The organism is Achromobacter sp., from assembly GCF_050285585.1.
Taxonomy (GTDB): domain Bacteria; phylum Pseudomonadota; class Gammaproteobacteria; order Burkholderiales; family Burkholderiaceae_B; genus Achromobacter.
Genome location: NZ_JBLZXF010000002.1, coordinates 207,444 through 226,729 on the forward strand (window position 1 = coordinate 207,444; position 19,286 = coordinate 226,729).

Here is a 19,286-nt window from a genome sequence, read left to right on the forward strand (position 1 = left end):
GGTCGATGGACAGGGGGGCGTCGGGCAAACGCAGAGCGTAAGCCGCGGACAGTCGAAATTTCGTCAAATTCGCGCTTGCGCGTCCATCGCCGCCGCTGCCGGCGCAGCCCCGGCCTCGAAGCGCAGCGTGAAACGGGTCCCCCTTGCCTCGCCTTCCCGGGAGGAAACCACGGTCAGCGACCACCCCTGCATGTCGCAGACGCGCTTGGCGATGGCCAGGCCCAGCCCCCGCGCCGCCTCGTCGGCCGCCCCAGGGCCGGAATCCCGCATGCGGCCGCTGTAGTAGCGGCGAAACAGGAACGGGAGGTCTTCGGCCGCGATACCCTTGCCGTCGTCGCCCAGTTCGAACCCGCCATCGTCGGCCAAACGGGCCGTCAGCGTAGCCGGCGCGGCGTGTTCCACCGCGTTGCGGACCAGGTTGCGCAGCACCGTCAGCAGGGCATAGCGGTCCAGGCTGCGGACATGGCCGGCCTGGATCTGGTTGTCGAACCGCAACTTCGCCAGCGCCGCCTTGGCTTCGTAGCCCCGCCAGGCATCTTCCATGCAGGCGGAAAGATCCACGGGCTCCGGCGGACGCAGTTGGTCGCGCGCCATGGCGCGGGCGCTCTCCAGACTGACGATGACGTCGTCCACGTTGTCCACCACGCGGGCGAGGCGCTCGCGCTGGTCTGGGGTCAGCGCCTGGGTCAGCAGCATCAGCTCGCTGTCCGAACGAATCGCGGCCAGCGGCGTGCGCACTTCATGGCTGAGGTTGCCCGCGAACTCGCGCTCGCGGGCGATCGACCTGTCCACCTGGTTCTGCACCCGATTGAACGCCTCGATCAGCCGGCCGGCCTCGTCGTCGCGGGTCACGGCCATGTCGGGCGAGCCGGGCGCCCAGGTCGCCAGCCGGTCCGTCAGGTCCAGCAGCGGACCGACCGCCACGGCGGCGACGCGCCGCGATAGCGCATAGGCCCCCACCACGCAGATGGCGCCCACGCCCAGCACGATCAGGCCGAAGTCATGGACCCGCTCTTCGTTGTCGGTGGCGTCATACAGCAGGTACACCTTGCTGCGGCCCGTATCGGCCACCATGACGTGCCAGGTGTAGGCGCCCGGCTCGATCAGGTGCAGCCCGCTGTCCAGGGACAGGATTTCGTCCGGGATGCCCGCGGGCCGGTTGCCGTCCGAGCTGACCCAGGCGCGCATGGAGCCGCCCAGTTCGCGCACGCCCTCGCGGGGCAGGAAGCCATCGCTGACGCGCGCATGCTGCACGAGCCGGTCCATCTCGGTGTTCAGAATGTCGTTGACCAGATCGTCTTCCATCTGGTCGAAGGTCAGGTAGGCCAGCAGGGCGAGCGCCGTCACGAACAACGCCACCGTTCCCGTCAGCGCCCACACCACGCGCTGAGTCAGGGTGCCGCCCGAAGCGACCGTCATGGCGCCGCCCCGCCATCCAGGGACAGGCGCCAGCCGGTCCCGTGTATGGTCTCGATGCCATCGAAGCCGGCGTCGGCAAGCGCGCGGCGCAACAGATGCACCTGGCTGCGCAGCGCGTCCGAGGACGGCGGCTCATTGCCCCAGAGCACCGATTCCAGCTCTTCGCGCGGCACCACCCTGCCCGGATCCCGCAACAGGGTTTCGATGATGAGACAGGCCTTGCGGGTCAGGTGCACGGGATGGCCGTTCACGGACACGGCGCGGCTGCGCGTGTCGTAGCACAGCGGGCCGAAGGTGCGCACGGAATCCACGGTAGCCCCCTTGGCCCGCTGGATCAACGCAAGCAGGCGCGCTTCGACCTCGAGCAGCGCGAAGGGCTTGGTCAGGTAATCGTCGGCGCCGTGCGAAAAACCGGCCAGCTTGTCCTCCAGGCTGTCGCGCGCGGTAAGCATCAGCACCGGCACGTCCAGCCGCCTTTCATTGCGCAGCGTGTGCAGCACGGCGTTGCCGTCCATGCCCGGCAGGCCGATATCCAGGATCAGCGCGTCGAAGCGCTGTTCCGCCAGCCGCTGCAGCGCGGCGGGCCCGGAATAGGCCGCATCGGGCAAAAAGCCGCGGGCCTCCAGAAAGGTGTACAGGTTGCCTGCGATGACGGGGTCATCCTCGACAATCAGGACCCTGCAATTCGCGCCCGCCCCGGGACTGGCTGCCATGGTCTGGTTCCCTATCCCTGCAGGACCTTGCCGGGGTTCATGAGCCCCTGCGGGTCGAGGGCGAGCTTGATCCTGCGCATCAGGGCCAGTTCCACCGGACTCTTATAGCGCGGCAGCTCGTCGCGCTTGAGCTGGCCCACGCCGTGTTCGGCGCTGATGGAACCGGCGTGGGCGTGCACGCTGTCGTGCACCACCCCATAGATTTCGCCCTGCAGCGCAAGTAGTTCGGCCTCGGTCTGGCCCGGCGCGTTGGCGACGTTGTAGTGCAGGTTGCCGTCGCCCAGGTGGCCGAAGATCACGTGGCGCACGCCCGGAAAACGCGCCTGCAGCAAGGCATTGGTCTTGTGCACGAAGCCCGCGATGGAAGAGATGGGAATGGACACGTCGTGCTTTACGGACTTGCCCAGCTCGGCCTCGGCCAGCGGGATGCTTTCGCGCAAATGCCACAGCGCCTTGCTCTGCGCCACGTTGGCGGCAATGGCCGCGTCATGCACCAGCCCGTCTTCGATGGCGGCGCCCAGCACGGCCTCGAAGCGTTCGCGCGCATGGGCCTCGCTTTCGCTGTCGGACAGTTCGAGCAGGGCGAACCAGGGCGAGGCCGCGGACTCGCCTTCGAACGGAAGGCGCTGCTGCGGAAACAGCCGCACGACCGCCTGCAGGCAGGCCCCGCTCATGAGTTCGAAGCCGGTCAGCGCGGCGCCGAAGCCCGAGCGGGCGCGCGACAGCAGCTCCACGGCTTGGTCTATGCCGTCCAGCGTCAGCAAGGCGGTGCAAGAGGCCACCGGCCTCGGAAACAGCTTCAGCGTGGCCGCCGTGATGATGCCCAGCGTTCCCTCGCTGCCGATGTACAGATCGCGCAGGTCGTAGCCGGTATTGTCCTTGCGCAGGCCGCGCAGGCCGTGCCAGATTTCGCCTTCCGCGGTCACGACTTCCAGCCCCAGCGTCAGGTCGCGCGTATTGCCGTAACGCAGCACCTGCGTGCCGCCGGCGTTGGTCGCGAGATTGCCGCCGATGGTGCAGCTGCCCTCCGCCGCCAGGCTCAGGGGGAACAGCCGGTCCGCCTGGGCCGCTGCCTCCTGCACGGCCTGCAGGAGGCAGCCCGCTTCCACGGTAATGGTGTCGTTGGCCGTATCCAGGTCGCGCACGGCGGTCAGGCGGGCCGTGGACAGGACGATCGCCGTGCCGGAATCGTCGGGCGTTGCGCCGCCGCACAGCCCGGTATTGCCGCCCTGCGGCACCAGCGGCACGCCATGCCTGGCGCAGAGCCTTACCGCCGCCGCCACTTCCTCCGTGGAGCCTGGGCGTATGGCCGCCCGCGCCGCGCCTCGATAGCGGCGGCGCCAGTCCAGCGCGTAGGATTCGGCGTCGACGCCGGTCAGCACGTGGGATGGGCCCAGGAGGGCCTGCAGTTCGCTCAGCAAGGTCATATGCGCCGCACAAGTAAGGCCTGGTCGCGCCCAGGCGCCGGATCGGGGAATGTGCGGCCTATTGTAGGGGCTGAAAGGCCCTAGCCGACAGCCTGGTCCAGGCGCGCGCCCGTCAGGCCGGAGCAGAATGCCCGCGAGGCGATGCGGTTCATCAGGAAAGCCCGGTCGATGCCGGCAGGGCCGGGCATTTCGGACAGCGCCCGGTAGGCTCGGCGCAGGGCTTCGCCCCGGGTCGCGCCGCACACCAGCAGCCGCGTGCACGGCAGGCGGCGATCCACGCAGCCGTCGATGCGGACTTCCAGCGCATGGCCGGCCGCGGGCTCGCAGTCGGCGACGGCCTCGCCCGAATGCGCCTGCGCCTCGGCGCTGATCACGCGGAACACGCCGCTGCGGTCGTCCAGCGCGAAAGCGACCGTGCCCATGCCCTGCCAGCCGTGATCGCGCGCCACATCGGCGGCGACGGCGCGCAGGGCGTTCTCGAGGGAGATCGGCAGGTGCGGCGCCGGACATTCGGCGACCAGGACCCGGGCCTCGCGCCAGACGCAGCGCTCCCAGGCTCGGCCCGTGACCAGGCGTCCCGATTCGGAGACGAACACATGGATGTCGAGCCGGCGCTCGCGGCCCGCGGCAGGCCCGGCATAGTCCGTAGGGGGGCCCCGCCGGCTGGTGGCGCCTCCCGATGACATGACAGTAGAAACTTTGGCTCCCATGGCCCCTCCCGGTCTTTCTGCTTGCATAGCAAGCGTATCACCTTCGAGAGCCGAGCAAGTTCCATGCCATGCGCCGCCCCCGTGGGAAAGCCGTCCGCCGGGGCGGCGGACGCACCGGAACAAGGCGGAATCGCCCCGTCTCGCGCACCAAGCGGGGGCCGCGCCGCCCCGATGCGGCCCCGGCGGCAAATGCCCTACGCCATCCGCCCGATGAAGGACGACCTCCGATGGGGGATAATTCCGCCTTGGCCCTTTGCCAAGCGCGCATCGGCACGCGGGTTTACCATTAACCAAACCCAGCGAGAACCCGCGCTGTAACCCCTTACCAAATGGAATCATCGCCGTGGGCAATAACACGCAATTTCCCGCCGCCGTCTTCAAGGCCTATGACATCCGCGGCACGGTGCCGGACCTGATCGACGCGCGCTTCGCCCGCGCGTTGGGCGCGGCGCTGGCCGCCCGCGCGCGCGAACAGGGCGTGCAGACGCTGGTCGTCGGCCGCGACGGCCGCCTGAGCAGCGAAATGCTGTCGGTGGCGCTGCAGGAGGGCATGCTGGAAGGCGGGGTGGACACCCTGGACATCGGCATGGTGCCCACGCCCCTGGTCTATTTCGCCGCCAACGTCATGCAGACCGGCTCGGGCGTGGCGATCACGGGCAGCCACAACCCGCCCAAATACAACGGGTTCAAGATGATGATGGGCGGGCGCGCCCTCTATGGCGACGACGTGCAGGCCCTGGCCGCCGCCATGAACGGCCCCGCGCCGGCCGCGGCGGCGGCCCCCGGCACGCGCCGCCAGCTGGACCTGGTGGCGGCCTACGTCGCCCGCGTGGCCTCGGGGGTCAAGCTGGCGCGGCCCATGAAGATCGCCATCGACTGCGGCAACGGCGTGGCCGGCGCCGTCGCGCCCGCGCTCTTTCGCGCGCTGGGCTGCGAGGTCACCGAACTTTTCTGCGAGGTGGACGGCAACTTCCCCAACCACCATCCCGATCCCGCCGAACCCAAGAACCTGCAAGACCTGATCAAGTGCGTGGCCGAGACCGACTGCGAGCTGGGCCTGGCGTTCGACGGCGACGGCGACCGCCTGGGCGTGGTCACGAAGTCCGGCCAGATCGTCTGGCCCGACCGCCAACTGGTGCTGTTCGCCCGCGACGTGCTGGAGCGCAATCCCGGCGCCACCATCATCTACGACGTGAAGTGCAGCCGCCACGTCGGCCTCTCGGTCGAAGCGGCCGGCGGCGTCCCGCTCATGTGGAAAACCGGTCATTCGCTCGTGAAGGCCAAGCTGGCCGAGACCGGCGCCCCGCTGGCCGGCGAGATGAGCGGCCATATCTTCTTCAAGGAGCGCTGGTACGGCTTCGACGACGGGCTCTACACGGGCGCCCGCCTGCTGGAGATCGTGTCGCGCGCGGCCGATCCCTGCGCCATGCTGGAAGCCCTGCCGCAGGACGTCTCGACGCCGGAACTCAAGCTCGAAATGGAAGAGGGCCAGCCTTTCACCCTGGTCCAGGCCCTGCAGGAACAGGGACAATTCCCTGGCGCAAAGCGCGTCATCACCATCGACGGGGTGCGCGCGGAGTACCCGGACGGCTTCGGCCTGGCACGTCCCTCGAACACCACGCCCGTCGTCGTGCTGCGGTTCGAAGCGCAAACGGCCGAAGCGCTGGCGCGCATCCAGGCCGACTTCCGCCGCGAACTGAGCAAACTCGCTCCGCAAGCCAATCTGCCTTTCTAGACTGCCCATGTCCTTATCCACCAGCCCAGCGTGGCAACAGTTCATCGCCGCGGCGCGCTCCGCCTCCCGGCGGGGCGAGCACTTACGCCTCATCAACGCTCCGGGGCTGCGCCTGGACCTGAGCGCCCAGGCGTATTCACCTGAGCTGCAGAAGGCCGAAGAGGCGTTGCTGGCGCAGCAGGGATTCGATGCCGCCCGCGCCCGCCTGTTCGACGGGGGCAACGCGAACTGGACGGAACAGCGCGCCGCCTGGCATACCGCGCTGCGCGCGCCCGAACCGCCGGCGATGGTGGCCAAGGCCGTGCTGGCCGAGCGCGAGCGCCTGCGGGAATTCGTCCGCGAGGCCGATGCGGCCGGCCGCTATGGCTGCGTGCTGCATCTGGGCATCGGCGGCAGCGATTGGGGGCCGAGGCTGGTCACACGGGCATTGCGCTATGGCGGCGTCCGCCGCGAGGTGCGCTTCGCCTCCAACGTGGACTCGCATTCCGTCGCCGACGCGATGAGCCGCCTGGATCCGCACGATACCCTGGTCATCGTCGCCTCCAAATCGTTCACGACCACCGAACCGCTGGCCAACGCCGAAGTGGCCATGAACTGGCTGCGCGACGCGGGCGTGGCCGACCCGATCAAGCAGGTCGTGGCCGTTACCGCCAACGTCGAGGCCGCGCTCAACCTGGGGATACTGCCCGATCACATCTTTCAGATATGGGATTGGGTGGGCGGCCGCTATTCATTGTGGTCGGCGATCGGCCTTCCTATCGCGCTGGCGCTGGGCAATGACGCTTTCGACCAGTTGCTGGCGGGCGCAGCCGCCATGGACGAGCATTTCCGCACCGCGCCCTTCGAGGAGAACGCGCCCGTCCAGCAGGCGCTGGCCGGCGTGGTCAACCGCAACGTCCTGGGCTATGACTCGCTGGTGATCGCGCCCTACGACTCGCGGCTCTATCACATCGTTCCCTGGGCCCAGCAGCTGGAAATGGAGTCGCTGGGCAAGGTCGCGACGGCGGACGGCAGCCCCGCGGGAGTGCCCACCGGCCCGGCCGTGTGGGGCATGTCCGGCACCGACTGCCAACACACGTTCTTCCAATGGCTGCACCAGGACACCGCGGGCGCGCCTGTCGATTTCATCCTGTGCGAGCAGCCCGCCCATGCCTACACGCGGCATCACGAACTGCTGATCGCGAACTGCCTGGCGCAACGCTCGGCGCTGCTGCGGGGCAAGACCTACGAACAGGCGCTGGCCGAAACCTCGGCCATCGAAAGCGATCCTGAACGCGCGCGGCTGCTGGCGCGGCACCGCGTCCACCCGGGGGGCCGCCCGTCCTCGCTCATCGTGCTTCCCCGCCTGGAAGCCTATACGCTGGGCGCGCTGCTGGCGCTGTACGAGCACAAGGTATTCACACAAGGCGTGATCTGGGGCATCAACCCCTTCGATCAATGGGGAGTCGAGTTCGGCAAGGCCCTGGCCAAGGGCATCATGCACGAACTGGATACGCCGCAGACGATCGAACAGGACCCGTCCACGCGCTACTGGATCGACGCCATCGCGCGCCGCCGCTGATTCTCCTGGCGTCCGCCTCCCGCAAGGCTGTCCGCCATTCGGTGGCCCCCACGAGGGGGTCAGGCGCCCGGAGGGTCGAGCCGGTCGTAGATCTCGACATGAATGCGCGCGACGCGTTCGATATCGAACTCGCGCTCGGCAAGCGCCCTGCCCGCCGCGCCCATGGACTGCCGCAAGAAAGCATCGCCCGCTAGGCGGGCGATGGCCTCCGCCAGCGCCTGCGCGTCGCGCACCGGCACCAGCAGGCCGGTCTCGCCGGGCTCGATGGCATCGCGGCAACCCGGCACGTCAGTGGTCACGACCGCGCGCGCGCAGGCCGCGGCTTCTATCAGGGATTTGGGCAGGCCCTCGCGGTAGGACGGCAGCACGGCGATGTGCGAGGCCGCGTACAGCTCGGCCACGTCCGAGCGTTCGCCCAGCGCGCGGACGCAGCCTTCGCGCTGCCAGGCGTCCACGTCCTCCTGCGTCGCCGATGCGGGATTGCCGGCGTCCACGCCGCCCACCAGCTGCATCGTCACCGGCACGCCGCGCTCGCGCAGCAGCCGGGCCGCCTGCACGAACTCCTGCACGCCCTTGTCTCGCAGCAGGCGCGCCACCATGGTGGCGACGACCGGCGGCGCGGGCGGCTCGGGCAACGCCCGGTACGCTTCCAGGTCCACGCCGGCGCCCCGGATCATCACGACCTGGGCGTCGCGCACCGCGCCCAGCGATTTGAGCAGGTCGCGGTCGCTGGCGTTCTGGAAGATCACGCGGCTATTGGGATGCCCCAGCGCCAGGCGGTACAGGCGCGCCACCACGGCGCGCACCAGCTTCATCTTGAGCGAATTCGACAGGAATACGAAGCCCAGGCCCGAGATCGCCGCGACCATGCCCGGCACGCGGGTCAGGCGCGCGGCAATCCCGCCGTAGAGCACGGGCTTGATCGTGACCAGATGCACGATCCCGGGGCGCAAGCGGCGGAACAGGCGTATCAGGGCCAGCAGCGTGCCCAGCTCCTGCAGGGGATGCTTGCCGCTGCGCGTCATGGGGATGGCGTGATGCGTCATGCCCAGCGCCTGGATGTCGGCAACCGCCGGCCCTTCCATGGTGGCGACATGAACCTCGTAGCCGGCCCGCTGCGCCGCCAGCGCCACGGGGACGCGATGCGACATGAAGAACGCCGGGTTGTTGACGACGAACAGCAAACGGCGTCCGGCGCTCATGCCTGCGCTCCTGAAATCCGGCGCCAAACGGCGATATAGCCCTGCACCATGCGCGCAAGGTCGAAATGCTCCAGCACCCGGGCCCGCCCAGGCCCGCCGGCGCGTTCCCGGCCGCGGGCGGCCACCTCGCGCAGGCCGGTCTCGATGCCGCGCGCCAGCGCCTCGGCCTGCTCGGGCGGCACCACCACGCCGGTCTCGCCCACGATATAGGCCGCGTCTCCGACGTCCGTCACGACGCAATAAACGCCGCAGGCCATCGCCTCTGCGACCACATTGGGAAACCCCTCGGCGCAGCTGGACAGGACGTGCAGGTCCAGGCCGTTCATCGCGGCGGGCACGTCGTCGCTGGGGCCGGCCAGCACCAGCCGGTCGCGCAGGCCAAGCCGGTCGATGAGGGCTTCCAGCTCGGGATTTTCGGCCGTCATGCCCCGGCCGATCAGCACGCAGCGCAGGCCCGCGTCACGGCCGTCGCGAACCAGGGCGGCGACGGCCCGCAGCAGGTTGGCGTGGTCCTTGAGCGGGTCCCAGCGCGCCACGCAGCCGATCACCGGCGCGTCGCCCGTCAGGCCCCATTGCGCGCGCATGCGCATGCCGGATCCGCTGTCGGGCGAGTAGCGCGACAGGTCGTAGCCATTGGATATCACCACCAGCCGCTCGCGCCGGTAGCCTTTGTCGGCATGGCGTTCCGCGGCCTTCTGCGCGGCGCACACGATGGCCCTGGGCACGCTGCCTGACAGCAGCGCGCACGCGCGCAGCACCAGGCGGGCCGACCGGCTGCTGCGCTCGAGATGTTCGCCGGAATTGCGGATGCCCCAGGCGATGGCGCGCACGCCCGCCAGGCGGGCGGCCAGGCCGCCGATCAGGTCGGCGTGGTACATCCAGGTCTGCACCGCGTCCGGGCGCGCCGAGGCGATGAGCCGGCGCAAGGCCATGAAGCCGCCAAGGCTGACCCGCCCGCGCTTCATGCCCAGCGCGTGCACGGCCACGCCGGCGGCGCGCAGGCGCTCGCCGTAGATGCCTTCGTCGGTCAGCGAAACGACGATGTGCTCCACGCCCGCGTCCGGATAGGTGGCCAGCCGGAACAGCACGGATTCCGCGCCGCCCTGCCCCAGGCCAGTAATGACATGCAGGACCCGCAGCGCTGCGGCGCTCATCGCCCCTCCCTCACCGCTTCGAAGAGCTCGTCCCATTCCGCCAGCACGCTGGCCAGCGCATAGCGTTGCCGGACGGCCGTCGAGCCGCGCATTCCCAGCTGTTCGCGCAGGGCGATGTCACTCATGAGACGGTGCAGGGCGTCGCGCAGCGCCTGGCGATTGCCGGCTTGCACCAGTAGCGCATCCTCGCCGTCCCGGGTCATTTCACGGGGGCCGCTGGGGCAGTCGAACGCCACGCACGGCAGGCCCAGCGACATGGCTTCCAGCAGCACGTTGGGAAACCCTTCCACCAGCGAGCTCAACACGAAGGCCTGGCCGCGCGCCAGCTCATCCCAGGGCGCTTCGGTGCGGCCGGGAAGGCTGACACGGGATTGCAGTCCCAGGCGCGCGATCTGCTGTTCCAGCGCGCCGCGCTCGGGGCCTTCGCCCCAGATACGCAGGTTCCAGTCCGGGAAATCGGGCGCCAGCTGGGCGAACACATCGATCAGCAGGTCGAATTGCTTGTCCGTGACGAGCCGCCCCATCGCAAGCAGTTCGCGGGGGCCGTCCTCGTGTTGCCGCACGCGCGGCGCGTCCAGCAAGGGCGCGGGCAAGGGATTGGGAATGACCGCCAGCCGCTTGATGCCGGGCACCTGACGCGAGAACGGGCCCGCGGTGTCCTCCGCCTGCACCGTCACCATGTCGGCGCGCGGATAGAGCAGGCGGCGCAGCCTGCGCCACACGGAGCCCGTGGTGGTCTCGGCCACCGGATTCGTGCGCTCGCAGACGATGAGCGGGACGCCCAGGCCCCGCGTGGCCAGAATGGCGGCCACGTTGACGTTGGTCAGGAACGACACCACGACGTCCGGCCGGGTGTCGCGGATATGCCTGCGCAGCGCCAGAAGGCGCTTGAACGCGGCCATGGCGCCCGAGGCGCGCGTGCCCGCCAGATCGGCCAGCCACGCCAGTTCCACCTTGTCCGACAGCGGATAGAAGCAGGTTCCCTTGGAGGAATAGGTAGGCGTCAGGGTGACGGAGTTTCCGCGCTCGGCCCAGGCGTTGACCAGCGTCGCCGCGACGCGCTCGGCGCCGCCCGCATGCATGGAACTGACCAGCATCAGTATTTTCATTCGTCAAAGACTCCCAACCGTTCCTCCCTGGTCCGCGCCGTTGCGATAGCGGTCCAGCCAGGCCTGCATCATCAGCACGCCCCAAAGATGGCTGTCCCAGTTGCGGTGCCCGGACGAATGCTCCCGCCATTTGCGCAGGATGGGTTCGGGTTCGAACCAGCCTTCCTGGCGCAGCCGCGCCGGATCGAGCAGCGTGTCGGCCCATTCGCGCAGCGGGCCGCGCAACCAGGCGGCCAGCGGCACGGCGAACCCCCGCTTGGGCCGGTCCACCAGCGACTGCGGCACGTGCCGGTACAGCACCTGGCGCAGCAGCCACTTGCCCGTATTGCCGCGCACCTTGTAGCGGTGCGGCAGGCTCCAGGCGAACTCGTACACGCGATGGTCGATCAGCGGCACCCGCGTCTCCAGGCTGACCGCCATGGCGGCGCGGTCCACCTTGACCAGGATGTCGTCCGGCAGGTAGGTCACCGTGTCGAGCTTCATCATGGACTCGAACGTGGTTCCCTGCATGGCCCGCGCGAACTCGGACTCGGGCTCCACGCCGCCCTTCACCACGCTCGACGGATCGGCCCAATACGATACGAAATGGCGGTAGAACTCGCCGCGCGTATCGGCGCGCAGGAGTTCCCCCAGCTTGCCGACCTTGCCGCGCCAGGCGCCGCGTCCGGGCAGCAGGGCCGATGCGCTGAGCAGGGCCCCGGCCGGTTTGCGCACCACGGCGGGAATCCGCTCGCACTGGTGCCACCATTTGTTCACGCGGAAATAGCGCGAATAGCCGCCGAAGAGTTCGTCGCCGCCGTCTCCGGAAAGCGCCACCGTGACGTGCTGGCGCGCCATGTGCGTGACCAGCGAGGTCGGGATCTGCGACGAATCCGCGAACGGTTCGTCATACATGTCGGCCAACTTGGGCACCACGGCCAGCGCGTCTTCCGCCGTCACGTACAGTTCGGTATGGTCGGTGCCCAGGTGCGCGGCCACCGCCTTGGCATGCTGCGCCTCGTCGTAGCCTTTCTCGTGGAAGCCGATGGCGAAGGTGCGCACGGGCTGCGAGCTCTGGGCCTGCATCAGGGCGACGATGGTCGACGAATCGATGCCGCCGGAAAGGAAGGCGCCCAGGCTGACGTCGGCCAGCATCTGGCCGCCCACCGCCTTGGACAGCACGCCTTCCAGCGCGTCCGACGCCTGCGCGTCCGTCTCGAACGACAGCGGCGATCGCGCGGCGGTGTCGGCGGCCTCGCGGGCCGACCAATACACCCGCGGCTCCGGCATGCGGCGGCTGCGCGTATCGTCGGCGGCGAACTCGATCCAGGTGCCCGGCGGCAGCTTGGCGATGCCTTGGTAGATCGATTGCGGCGCCGGAATATAGTTGTGCCGCATGAACGACGCCAGGGCGTTGCGGTTCAGCTCGCGGCCGAAGCCGGGAATGGGCATCAGGCCCTTGAGCTCGGAGGCGAACACGAGCTCTGCGCCCGAATAGCCGTAATACAGCGGCTTCTCGCCCATGCGGTCGCGCGCCAGGACCAGCTTGCGCGAAGCGCGGTCCCACAGCGCAATGGCGAACATGCCCACCGCGGCCTGCAGCGTGGCCTCGATGCCCAGGGCGGTAAAGCCCGCCAGCAGGGTCTCGGTGTCGGAATGGCCGCGCCAGGACGGCGCCAGCGCCGATTGCTCGAGCTGCTTGCGGATGTCGAGGTGGTTGTAGATTTCGCCGTTGAACACCATGACGTAACGGCCGCAGGCGGAGGTCATGGGCTGGTGGCCCGCTTCGGTCAGGTCCAGGATCGCCAGGCGCACGTGCGCCAGCGCCAGCTCGGCCTCGGGGTCTTCCCAGAAACCATTGCTGTCGGGCCCGCGATGGCGGATGCGGCGGCAGCTTTCCGCCAGCACTTGCGCCTTGTTCCCGATGGGGCCCCAGATACCGACTATTCCGCACATGATGATGTTCTCGTTGTCACCGTAGCGACGGCGCGCCGCGCAAACAGGCCCTAGCGGCCCTGTGCGCGCACGCCGTCAAAAAGTTCTTGCCATTTCTGCAACACGCGCGCGGCCGAAAAGCGGTCGCGCACTTCGATTGCCGCCTGCGCCATGCGGCGGCGCTCCTCGGCGTCGCTCATGACGGCGTCCAACGCCTTGCAAAGCGCGGGCACGTCGCCATTGGGCCGGACCAGCACGCCGTCCACTCCTTCCCGCACGATTTCGCGCGGGCCGGTATCGCAATCGAACGAAACCGCGGCCAGGCCGCTGGCCATGGATTCGAGCAGGGTATTCGACAGGCCTTCGAAGCGCGAGGTCAATACATAGAGATCGGCGCTTTCATACCAGTCGCCGACGTTTCCCGCGCGCCCCGGCATGAAGACGCGCCGCTCCAGGCCGGCCTCGCGCACCTGCGCCTCGAGCGCGCGCCGCTCGTCGCCCTCGCCCAGGATAACCAAGTCCCAGTCGGGATGCGATGGTGCGAGTTGCGCGTAGGCCTGGATCAGGAGGTCGAACCCCTTGTCCGCATGCAGCCGGCCCACCGCCAGCAAACGCTTGCGGCCGTCGTCCGTCATCGGGGTCAGGATGGGTTCGGCGCGCGGCAGCGGGAAATGCACCGGATTGGGGATGACGGCCAGGCGGCAGCCCGGCACGTGCCGGTCCAGCCAGTCCGCGGTGCCGCGGGTCAGGGCGACCACGCTCGCGGCGCGCGGGTAGGTCAGGCGCCGCAGGCGCTGCCAGAAGCCCGACAGGGTCTGCGAAGGAGGATGCGTGTGCTCGGTGGCGATCACCCGGCAGGACAGCCCCGCGCAGGCCAGCACGGACAGCACGGACGCCGTCGTCATCATGCCCAGCACGATATCGGGGCGAAACGCGCGGACCACGCGCCGCAACGCGCGCACGCGCTGCACGTTGCCCCAGACGCCCCGCAGGCCGCCGCCCTCGCCCGCCGTGTGCAGCACTTCACGCCGGACGCCGGGATGCAGCGCGTAGACGTCGCCCTCGGCGCTCGCCTGCGTGACGACCATGACGTCGCGGCCCATTGCGGCCCAGTGCGCGCTCAGATCGGCGGCCACCCGTTCAGCGCCGCCGCCATGCAGCGAATGGATGAACAGCAATACGCGCAGGGGCCGGCCAGAGTCGGTCGGGGCCATTCAATCTGTCTCCTTGGGTTCGGCCCTGCGCATCGCCACCGCCAGGTAGCAGGCGAAGGACAGCACATACATGCAACTGGTCGCCAGCATGATGCCCGCTGCCCCCATCCGGGGCGCCAGCACCGTATTCAGCACCGCCTTCAGCGCGAAGTTGCCCACGGCGATGGCGGCCATGATGCGATAGCGGTTCTGGCTGGCCAGCAACTGCACCAGGATCAGCACGCCGAAATAGAACGGCAGCTGCAGCAGCCCCCAGCGCAGCACGTGCGCGACGGCCTGGGTATTCTCCGCCGTGAAGGCGCCGCGCTGGAACAGCAGCGACACGCCCCACGGCGCCAGCACCCAGCCGGCCAGCACCACCGCGCCGCCCGCGGCCAGCATCAGCACGGACCACTTCAAGGCCATGGCGCGGGCGCGCGCGGTGTCGCCCCGCGCCTGCACGTCGGCCAGCACGGGCAGCGCCGCGCGGCCCACCGACACCGCCCCGATGCCCAGCAGCAGGGACAGCAACCGGCTGGCGTAACCCAGGGTGGCGTTGGCGTTCGCGCCGAGGTTGGCGGCGGCGTACTGGTCCAAGGGCCCGACGAAGCTCATTGCCACCTGGCCGATCAGCATCACGCCGGCGGCGCTCATCAGTTCAGGCCAGTGCGGCGAGCGCAGCGACAGGCGCGGCGCCCCCCAGAATCCGCCGTCGGCGCGCGCCGCCAGCCAGGCGAGCCAGACGGTCTGGATGACATAGCCCACCAGCGTGCCCCACAACAGGGGTCCCACCCCGTCGGCGCTGACCGCCAGCATGACCCAGGCCAGCGTCGCCACGGCGGGCACGCTGTCCAGCAAGGTGTTGACATGCCTTTCCTGCGCGCGCAGGCGGGCGGCGCTGATGCCGGCGACAAGCAGCAGGGCAGATACGGGCGCGAACGCGACGAGCAGCTGGCCGGTCATGTCGCCCACGCGGGCGGACAGCCCTTTCCCCAGCATGCCGAGCACTTGCGGCCAGGCGAGCCACGTCAGCAGGGCCAGGGCGACTCCCGCCGCCGCGACCCAGCCCTGCAACTCGCCGATAAACAGATTTCTTTCGGATGCTTCCGCGCGGCGCAATCGCACCAGCACCGGAATCAGGACCACCGACAGCACGCCCACGATCGTCACGGGCAGCCAGGTGGCCATCGTCATCGTGAATTGATAGGCGTCCACGGCGTCGCTGACGCCGTAGCGGTACGCCACCGCCATCTCCTTGATGGCGCCGGCGGCCTTGCCCAGCAGCAGGAACACCGCCACCCGGAACGCGCCCTTGAAAATGCGCTGGTGGTCCGGGTGGATGCTGCCGAGTTTTCTGACGAGTGCTTTCAAATCAACGCAGGAATTGCGTGTACCAGGGCATGGCGACTTCCAGGCCCTCCAGCACGGTGTGCGTCGGGGCGTAGCCCAGCAGCCGGCCCGCCTTGCTGACGTCCGCCTGCGAATGGCGCACGTCGCCCGGGCGGAAATCGGCGTAGACCGGCTTCTTGGCGTAGGGCACGCCCTGCTTGCCCAGGGCCTGCGCCAGGAAGTCGAACAGCTGGTTCAGCGTGCTGCGGCCGCTGACGGCCACGTTGTAGACCTGGTTACGGCCTTCCGCCGGCGCCATGGCCGCCAGGATGTTGGCCTGCACGGCGTTTTCGACGAAGCAGAAATCGCGGCTGGTCTCGCCGTCGCCGTTGATGGTGACGTCTTCGCCCTGGATCATCGCGGCGGTCCACTTGGGGATCACGGCCGCATAGGCGCCGTTGGGATCCTGCCGCTTGCCGAACACGTTGAAGTAACGCAGGCCCACGGTCTCGAAGCCGTAGGCGCGCGCGAACACGTCCGCGTACAGCTCGTTGACGTACTTGGTCACCGCGTACGGCGACAAGGGATTGCCGATGTTCTCTTCGACCTTGGGCAGCGCGGGATGGTCGCCGTAGGTGGAGCTGGAGGCCGCGTACACGAAGGACTTCACCTCGGCGTCGCGCGCCGCCACCAGCATGTTCAGGAACCCGCCGATATTCACCTCGTTGGTGGTGATCGGATCCTTCAGCGAGCGCGGCACGGAGCCCAGCGCCGCCTGGTGCAGCACGAAATCGACGCCCTGCACGGCACGGCGGCAGGCTTCCAGATCGCGGATGTCGCCTTCGATGAAAGAGAAGCGCGCCCATTGCTCGGGCGTCACCGAGCCCTGGACTTCATCCAGGTTGCGCTGGTGGCCGGTGGCGAAATTGTCCAGGCCGGTAACGGTCTGGCCCAGCTTCAGCAGGGTCTCCAGCAGGTTCGAGCCGATGAAGCCCGCGCAGCCGGTCACCAGCCACTTGCGGGGAGCCGCCGACAGTTCATTCTTGACGTTTTCAAAGCGTGTAGTCATGGTCTTCCTTACAGGCGCAGATCGGACTCGGCAGGCGACAACACGTACTTCAGGTCATAAAGTATGTGTTCCGGCTTGCCCAGTTTGCGGATACCTGCCGCGCCCATCGTTTTGAACTGGTTGTGCGCCACCGCCAGGATCACGGCGTCGTACTTGCCTTCCTCGGGCTTGTCCACCGGCGTCAGGCCGTACTCGTGCACGGCCTCCGCGGGGTCGACCCACGGGTCGTAGACGTCCACGTCCACGTTGTAGTCGCCCAGCTCCTTCACGATGTCCACGATGCGGGTGTTGCGCAGGTCCGGGCAGTTCTCCTTGAACGTCAGGCCCATCACCAGCACGCGCGCGCCCTGCACATGGATGCGGCGCTTGGTCATCGCCTTCACCAGCTGCGACACCACGTAACCGCCCATCGAGTCGTTCAGGCGGCGGCCCGCCAGGATGATCTCCGGGTGGTAGCCGATAGACTGCGCCTTGTGGGTCAGGTAGTACGGATCCACGCCGATGCAGTGCCCGCCCACCAGGCCTGGACGGAACGGCAGGAAGTTCCACTTGGTGCCGGCCGCCTGCAGCACGGCCTCGGTGTCGATGCCCATCTTGTTGAAGATCAGGGCCAGTTCGTTGATCAGCGCGATGTTCACGTCGCGCTGCGTGTTCTCGATCACCTTGGCGGCCTCGGCCACGCGGATGCTGGACGCCTTGTGCGTGCCGGCGGTGATGATCTGCTTGTACAGCTGGTCGACCAGCTCGGCCACCTCGGGCGTGGAGCCCGAAGTCACCTTCTTGATCGTGCTGACGCGGTGCTCCTTGTCGCCCGGATTGATGCGCTCGGGGCTGTAGCCGGCGTAGAAGTCCACGTTGAACTTCAGGCCCGACACCCGCTCCAGCACCGGCACGCAGTCCTCTTCCGTGGCGCCCGGATAGACCGTGGATTCGTAGATGACGATGTCGCCGCGCTTGAGCACCGCGCCGATCGTTTCGCTGGCCTTGACCAGCGGGGTCAGGTCGGGCTGCTTGTATTCGTCGATGGGGGTCGGCACGGTCACGATGAACACGTTGGCCTTGCCCAGTTCCGCGCGGTCGGCGGTGTACGTCAGCTGCGCGGCCTCGGCCAGTTCGGCGTCGCTGACTTCCAGCGTATGGTCGTGACCCGCCTTCAGGGCCTCGATGCGGCGCGCATTGATATCGAAACCGATGACCGGACGCTTCTTGCCGAATTCCACCGCAAGCGGCAGGCCCACATAGCCCAGGCCGACGACAGCGAGTTTCACATCCTGGATTCGCAACATAACTCTCCCTTCACCGTAGAACGATTACGGCATTTTAAATATGGTCGGGTGATGGATAACCGAGCCCCCGGCGGAGATCGCCGGGGCGCTCAACACTAATCGGTGGTCCGCAAGACGGAGGGCAGCAGCAGCCAGCCGGGGCGGCGCCAGGATACGAGGCGCGCGTAGAGCCAGATATACACGCTGGCGAACACCACCAGGCTGGCGCTCAGCGCCCAGGCGTTGTCCCACCAGATGGTGGCCGGCACCAGGCCGATCAGGGCCAGCACCCACATGTAAGGCGAGGCCAGCGCATTGCACAGCGCCGGCACGGCATGGCGGCGGCCGCGGCTGAACGTGACGCGGACCAGGCGGCGGAACACCAGCTGGTGCAGGTGCAGGGCGTCCGGCTGGTCCACCGGCACGCCGCGCTTGAAGCGGCGGCGCCAGATCGAGAAGCCGGTTTCGAAAACGGGGTAGAACAGCACGGCCAAGGCGTAGAACGGCGACACCGACGGATTGCGCACCACCAGCAGCACGGCCAGCTCGGCCAGCATGAAGCCCAGGAAATACGCGCCGCCGTCGCCCAGGAACACCCGGCCGAACGGGAAGTTCCAGACCAGGAAGCCCAGCGTGGCCGACGCCAGGGCCGCGGCCACCAGGAAGATCGGCACATCGCCCACTTGCAGCGCCACCAGGCTGATCGACACCGCCATCAAGGTGGCCACCATGCCCGCCAGGCCGTTCATGCCGTCCACGATATTCAGCGCATGGGTACAGCCCCCTACCGCGAACATGGTGAACAGCAGCGACACCGGCCAGAAAGACAGCACGTAATCCACCGGGGCCATGCCGACGCGGCTGACGCCGCCCAGCAGCCACCAGGCGATCGCGGCCGACAGGAAAGCGGCCAGCAGGCGCTTGCTGGCGCCGATGTCCTTGGTGATGTCTTCGAGCAGGCCGGCCACGAAAACGGGCAGCGCCGCGACGAACAGGGCGGGCCACAGCCAGGTCAGCGTCATGTTGCTGGGACCGAGCACCAGCAGGCCCGCGAGCGTGCCCGCAAGCACGGCCAGGCCGCCAACCCGGGGCGTGGCCCGCGAATGGTTGGCCTGAGGCTTGTTGAGATCGCTGTCGCCAGTGAAAGCGCCATGCCAGCGCTCCGACGCCACGATGAGTCCCCCCACCATGAATGCGACCACGCAAATGTACAGCCAGGTCACAGAATCACCTCTGGTTGGTCTATCGAGACAGGCCCGCCATTATCGGAGGCAGGTGTAACGCCCATATATGGGAGGAATAAGGAAGTGCAATTCCCAGGCACAGAACGTAACTCCCTGGGCCGGGCCGTTCGCCCGCATCCCGGCCGCCGGCCCGGACGTATCGCCGCGGTCGTACCGCGGACGCACGGAAATACAGGTTTCATGGAGCAATTGTAGAACTTTCCGCCCTGGCGCACCCGAAATATCCCAGGGAAAACGCGAAG

Annotated in this window: 15 protein-coding genes; 2 read left to right on the plus strand and 13 right to left on the minus strand. The window is 68.5% G+C overall.

Annotated elements, in window-relative coordinates; all coding sequences use genetic code 11:
- Window positions 1-63 precede the first annotated feature (63 nt).
- The 4 genes from ACN6PJ_RS04230 to ACN6PJ_RS04245 form a co-directional block, all read right to left on the minus strand.
- On the minus strand, window positions 64-1,419 hold the full coding sequence (locus ACN6PJ_RS04230; RefSeq protein WP_427994652.1) for an ATP-binding protein: 1,356 nt from the start codon (window positions 1,417-1,419) through the stop codon (window positions 64-66).
- Complete coding sequence (locus ACN6PJ_RS04235) at window positions 1,416-2,132, minus strand: response regulator transcription factor (protein ID WP_427994653.1); 717 nt, start codon at window positions 2,130-2,132, stop codon at window positions 1,416-1,418. The genes ACN6PJ_RS04230 and ACN6PJ_RS04235 overlap by 4 nt, the downstream gene beginning before the upstream one ends.
- Window positions 2,133-2,143: 11 nt before the next feature.
- Entirely contained in the window at window positions 2,144-3,559 is a 1,416-nt protein-coding gene (locus ACN6PJ_RS04240) for an FAD-binding oxidoreductase (RefSeq protein ID WP_427994654.1), read from the minus strand.
- An 80-nt stretch (window positions 3,560-3,639) separates the two neighbouring features.
- On the minus strand, window positions 3,640-4,269 hold the full coding sequence (locus tag ACN6PJ_RS04245; RefSeq protein WP_427994655.1) for a BPTD_3102 family carboxylase-like protein: 630 nt from the start codon (window positions 4,267-4,269) through the stop codon (window positions 3,640-3,642).
- 343 nt (window positions 4,270-4,612) lie between these two features.
- Between ACN6PJ_RS04245 and ACN6PJ_RS04250 the strand changes: the two genes are divergently transcribed.
- The gene (locus ACN6PJ_RS04250; protein WP_427994656.1) at window positions 4,613-6,004 is read left to right on the plus strand and encodes a phosphomannomutase/phosphoglucomutase; all 1,392 of its coding nucleotides are present in this window, start codon (window positions 4,613-4,615) and stop codon (window positions 6,002-6,004) included.
- A 7-nt stretch (window positions 6,005-6,011) separates the two neighbouring features.
- Window positions 6,012-7,565 carry a glucose-6-phosphate isomerase gene (gene pgi / locus ACN6PJ_RS04255; protein ID WP_427994657.1) on the plus strand — a complete coding sequence of 518 codons (1,554 nt, stop codon included), beginning with the start codon at window positions 6,012-6,014 and terminating at the stop codon, window positions 7,563-7,565.
- Window positions 7,566-7,624: 59 nt separating this feature from the next.
- On the opposite strand, the gene ACN6PJ_RS04260 is transcribed toward pgi, so the two are convergent.
- The 9 genes from ACN6PJ_RS04260 to ACN6PJ_RS04300 form a co-directional block, all read right to left on the minus strand.
- Window positions 7,625-8,767, minus strand: coding sequence for a glycosyltransferase family 4 protein (locus ACN6PJ_RS04260; protein ID WP_427994658.1), 1,143 nt, complete (start codon window positions 8,765-8,767; stop codon window positions 7,625-7,627).
- Entirely contained in the window at window positions 8,764-9,921 is a 1,158-nt protein-coding gene (locus ACN6PJ_RS04265; protein WP_427994659.1) for a glycosyltransferase family 4 protein, read from the minus strand. The genes ACN6PJ_RS04260 and ACN6PJ_RS04265 overlap by 4 nt, the downstream gene beginning before the upstream one ends.
- On the minus strand, window positions 9,918-11,030 hold the full coding sequence (locus ACN6PJ_RS04270; RefSeq protein ID WP_427994660.1) for a glycosyltransferase family 4 protein: 1,113 nt from the start codon (window positions 11,028-11,030) through the stop codon (window positions 9,918-9,920). The genes ACN6PJ_RS04265 and ACN6PJ_RS04270 overlap by 4 nt, the downstream gene beginning before the upstream one ends.
- 3 nt (window positions 11,031-11,033) lie before the next feature.
- The gene (gene asnB / locus ACN6PJ_RS04275) at window positions 11,034-12,965 is read right to left on the minus strand and encodes an asparagine synthase (glutamine-hydrolyzing) (RefSeq protein ID WP_427994661.1); all 1,932 of its coding nucleotides are present in this window, start codon (window positions 12,963-12,965) and stop codon (window positions 11,034-11,036) included.
- 50 nt (window positions 12,966-13,015) lie between these two features.
- Window positions 13,016-14,158: a glycosyltransferase family 4 protein gene (locus tag ACN6PJ_RS04280; protein WP_427994662.1), complete on the minus strand. Its 1,143-nt coding sequence runs from the start codon at window positions 14,156-14,158 to the stop codon at window positions 13,016-13,018.
- Window positions 14,159-15,508 carry a murein biosynthesis integral membrane protein MurJ gene (gene murJ / locus ACN6PJ_RS04285; RefSeq protein WP_427994663.1) on the minus strand — a complete coding sequence of 450 codons (1,350 nt, stop codon included), beginning with the start codon at window positions 15,506-15,508 and terminating at the stop codon, window positions 14,159-14,161.
- Window position 15,509: 1 nt separating this feature from the next.
- On the minus strand, window positions 15,510-16,535 hold the full coding sequence (locus tag ACN6PJ_RS04290) for an SDR family oxidoreductase (protein WP_427994664.1): 1,026 nt from the start codon (window positions 16,533-16,535) through the stop codon (window positions 15,510-15,512).
- A gap of 8 nt (window positions 16,536-16,543) precedes the next feature.
- A complete protein-coding gene (tviB, locus tag ACN6PJ_RS04295; protein ID WP_427994665.1) occupies window positions 16,544-17,821 on the minus strand; it encodes a Vi polysaccharide biosynthesis UDP-N-acetylglucosamine C-6 dehydrogenase TviB in 1,278 nt (425 codons plus the stop codon).
- 95 nt (window positions 17,822-17,916) lie between these two features.
- Complete coding sequence (locus ACN6PJ_RS04300) at window positions 17,917-19,023, minus strand: MraY family glycosyltransferase (protein WP_056325286.1); 1,107 nt, start codon at window positions 19,021-19,023, stop codon at window positions 17,917-17,919.
- Window positions 19,024-19,286 lie beyond the last annotated feature (263 nt).

What these genes read in the sequence shown, in the direction of transcription:
- ACN6PJ_RS04230 (WP_427994652.1), bottom strand. Translation starts at nt 1,419, where the DNA reads ATGACGGTCGCTTCGGGCGGCACCCTGACTCAGCGCGTGGTGTGGGCG.
- ACN6PJ_RS04235 (WP_427994653.1), bottom strand. Translation starts at nt 2,132, where the DNA reads ATGGCAGCCAGTCCCGGGGCGGGCGCGAATTGCAGGGTCCTGATTGTC.
- ACN6PJ_RS04240 (WP_427994654.1), bottom strand. Translation starts at nt 3,559, where the DNA reads ATGACCTTGCTGAGCGAACTGCAGGCCCTCCTGGGCCCATCCCACGTG.
- ACN6PJ_RS04245 (WP_427994655.1), bottom strand. Translation starts at nt 4,269, where the DNA reads ATGGGAGCCAAAGTTTCTACTGTCATGTCATCGGGAGGCGCCACCAGC.
- pgi (WP_427994657.1), top strand. Translation starts at nt 6,012, where the DNA reads ATGTCCTTATCCACCAGCCCAGCGTGGCAACAGTTCATCGCCGCGGCG.
- ACN6PJ_RS04260 (WP_427994658.1), bottom strand. Translation starts at nt 8,767, where the DNA reads ATGAGCGCCGGACGCCGTTTGCTGTTCGTCGTCAACAACCCGGCGTTC.
- ACN6PJ_RS04265 (WP_427994659.1), bottom strand. Translation starts at nt 9,921, where the DNA reads ATGAGCGCCGCAGCGCTGCGGGTCCTGCATGTCATTACTGGCCTGGGG.
- ACN6PJ_RS04270 (WP_427994660.1), bottom strand. Translation starts at nt 11,030, where the DNA reads ATGAAAATACTGATGCTGGTCAGTTCCATGCATGCGGGCGGCGCCGAG.
- asnB (WP_427994661.1), bottom strand. Translation starts at nt 12,965, where the DNA reads ATGTGCGGAATAGTCGGTATCTGGGGCCCCATCGGGAACAAGGCGCAA.
- ACN6PJ_RS04280 (WP_427994662.1), bottom strand. Translation starts at nt 14,158, where the DNA reads ATGGCCCCGACCGACTCTGGCCGGCCCCTGCGCGTATTGCTGTTCATC.
- ACN6PJ_RS04290 (WP_427994664.1), bottom strand. Translation starts at nt 16,535, where the DNA reads ATGACTACACGCTTTGAAAACGTCAAGAATGAACTGTCGGCGGCTCCC.
- tviB (WP_427994665.1), bottom strand. Translation starts at nt 17,821, where the DNA reads ATGTTGCGAATCCAGGATGTGAAACTCGCTGTCGTCGGCCTGGGCTAT.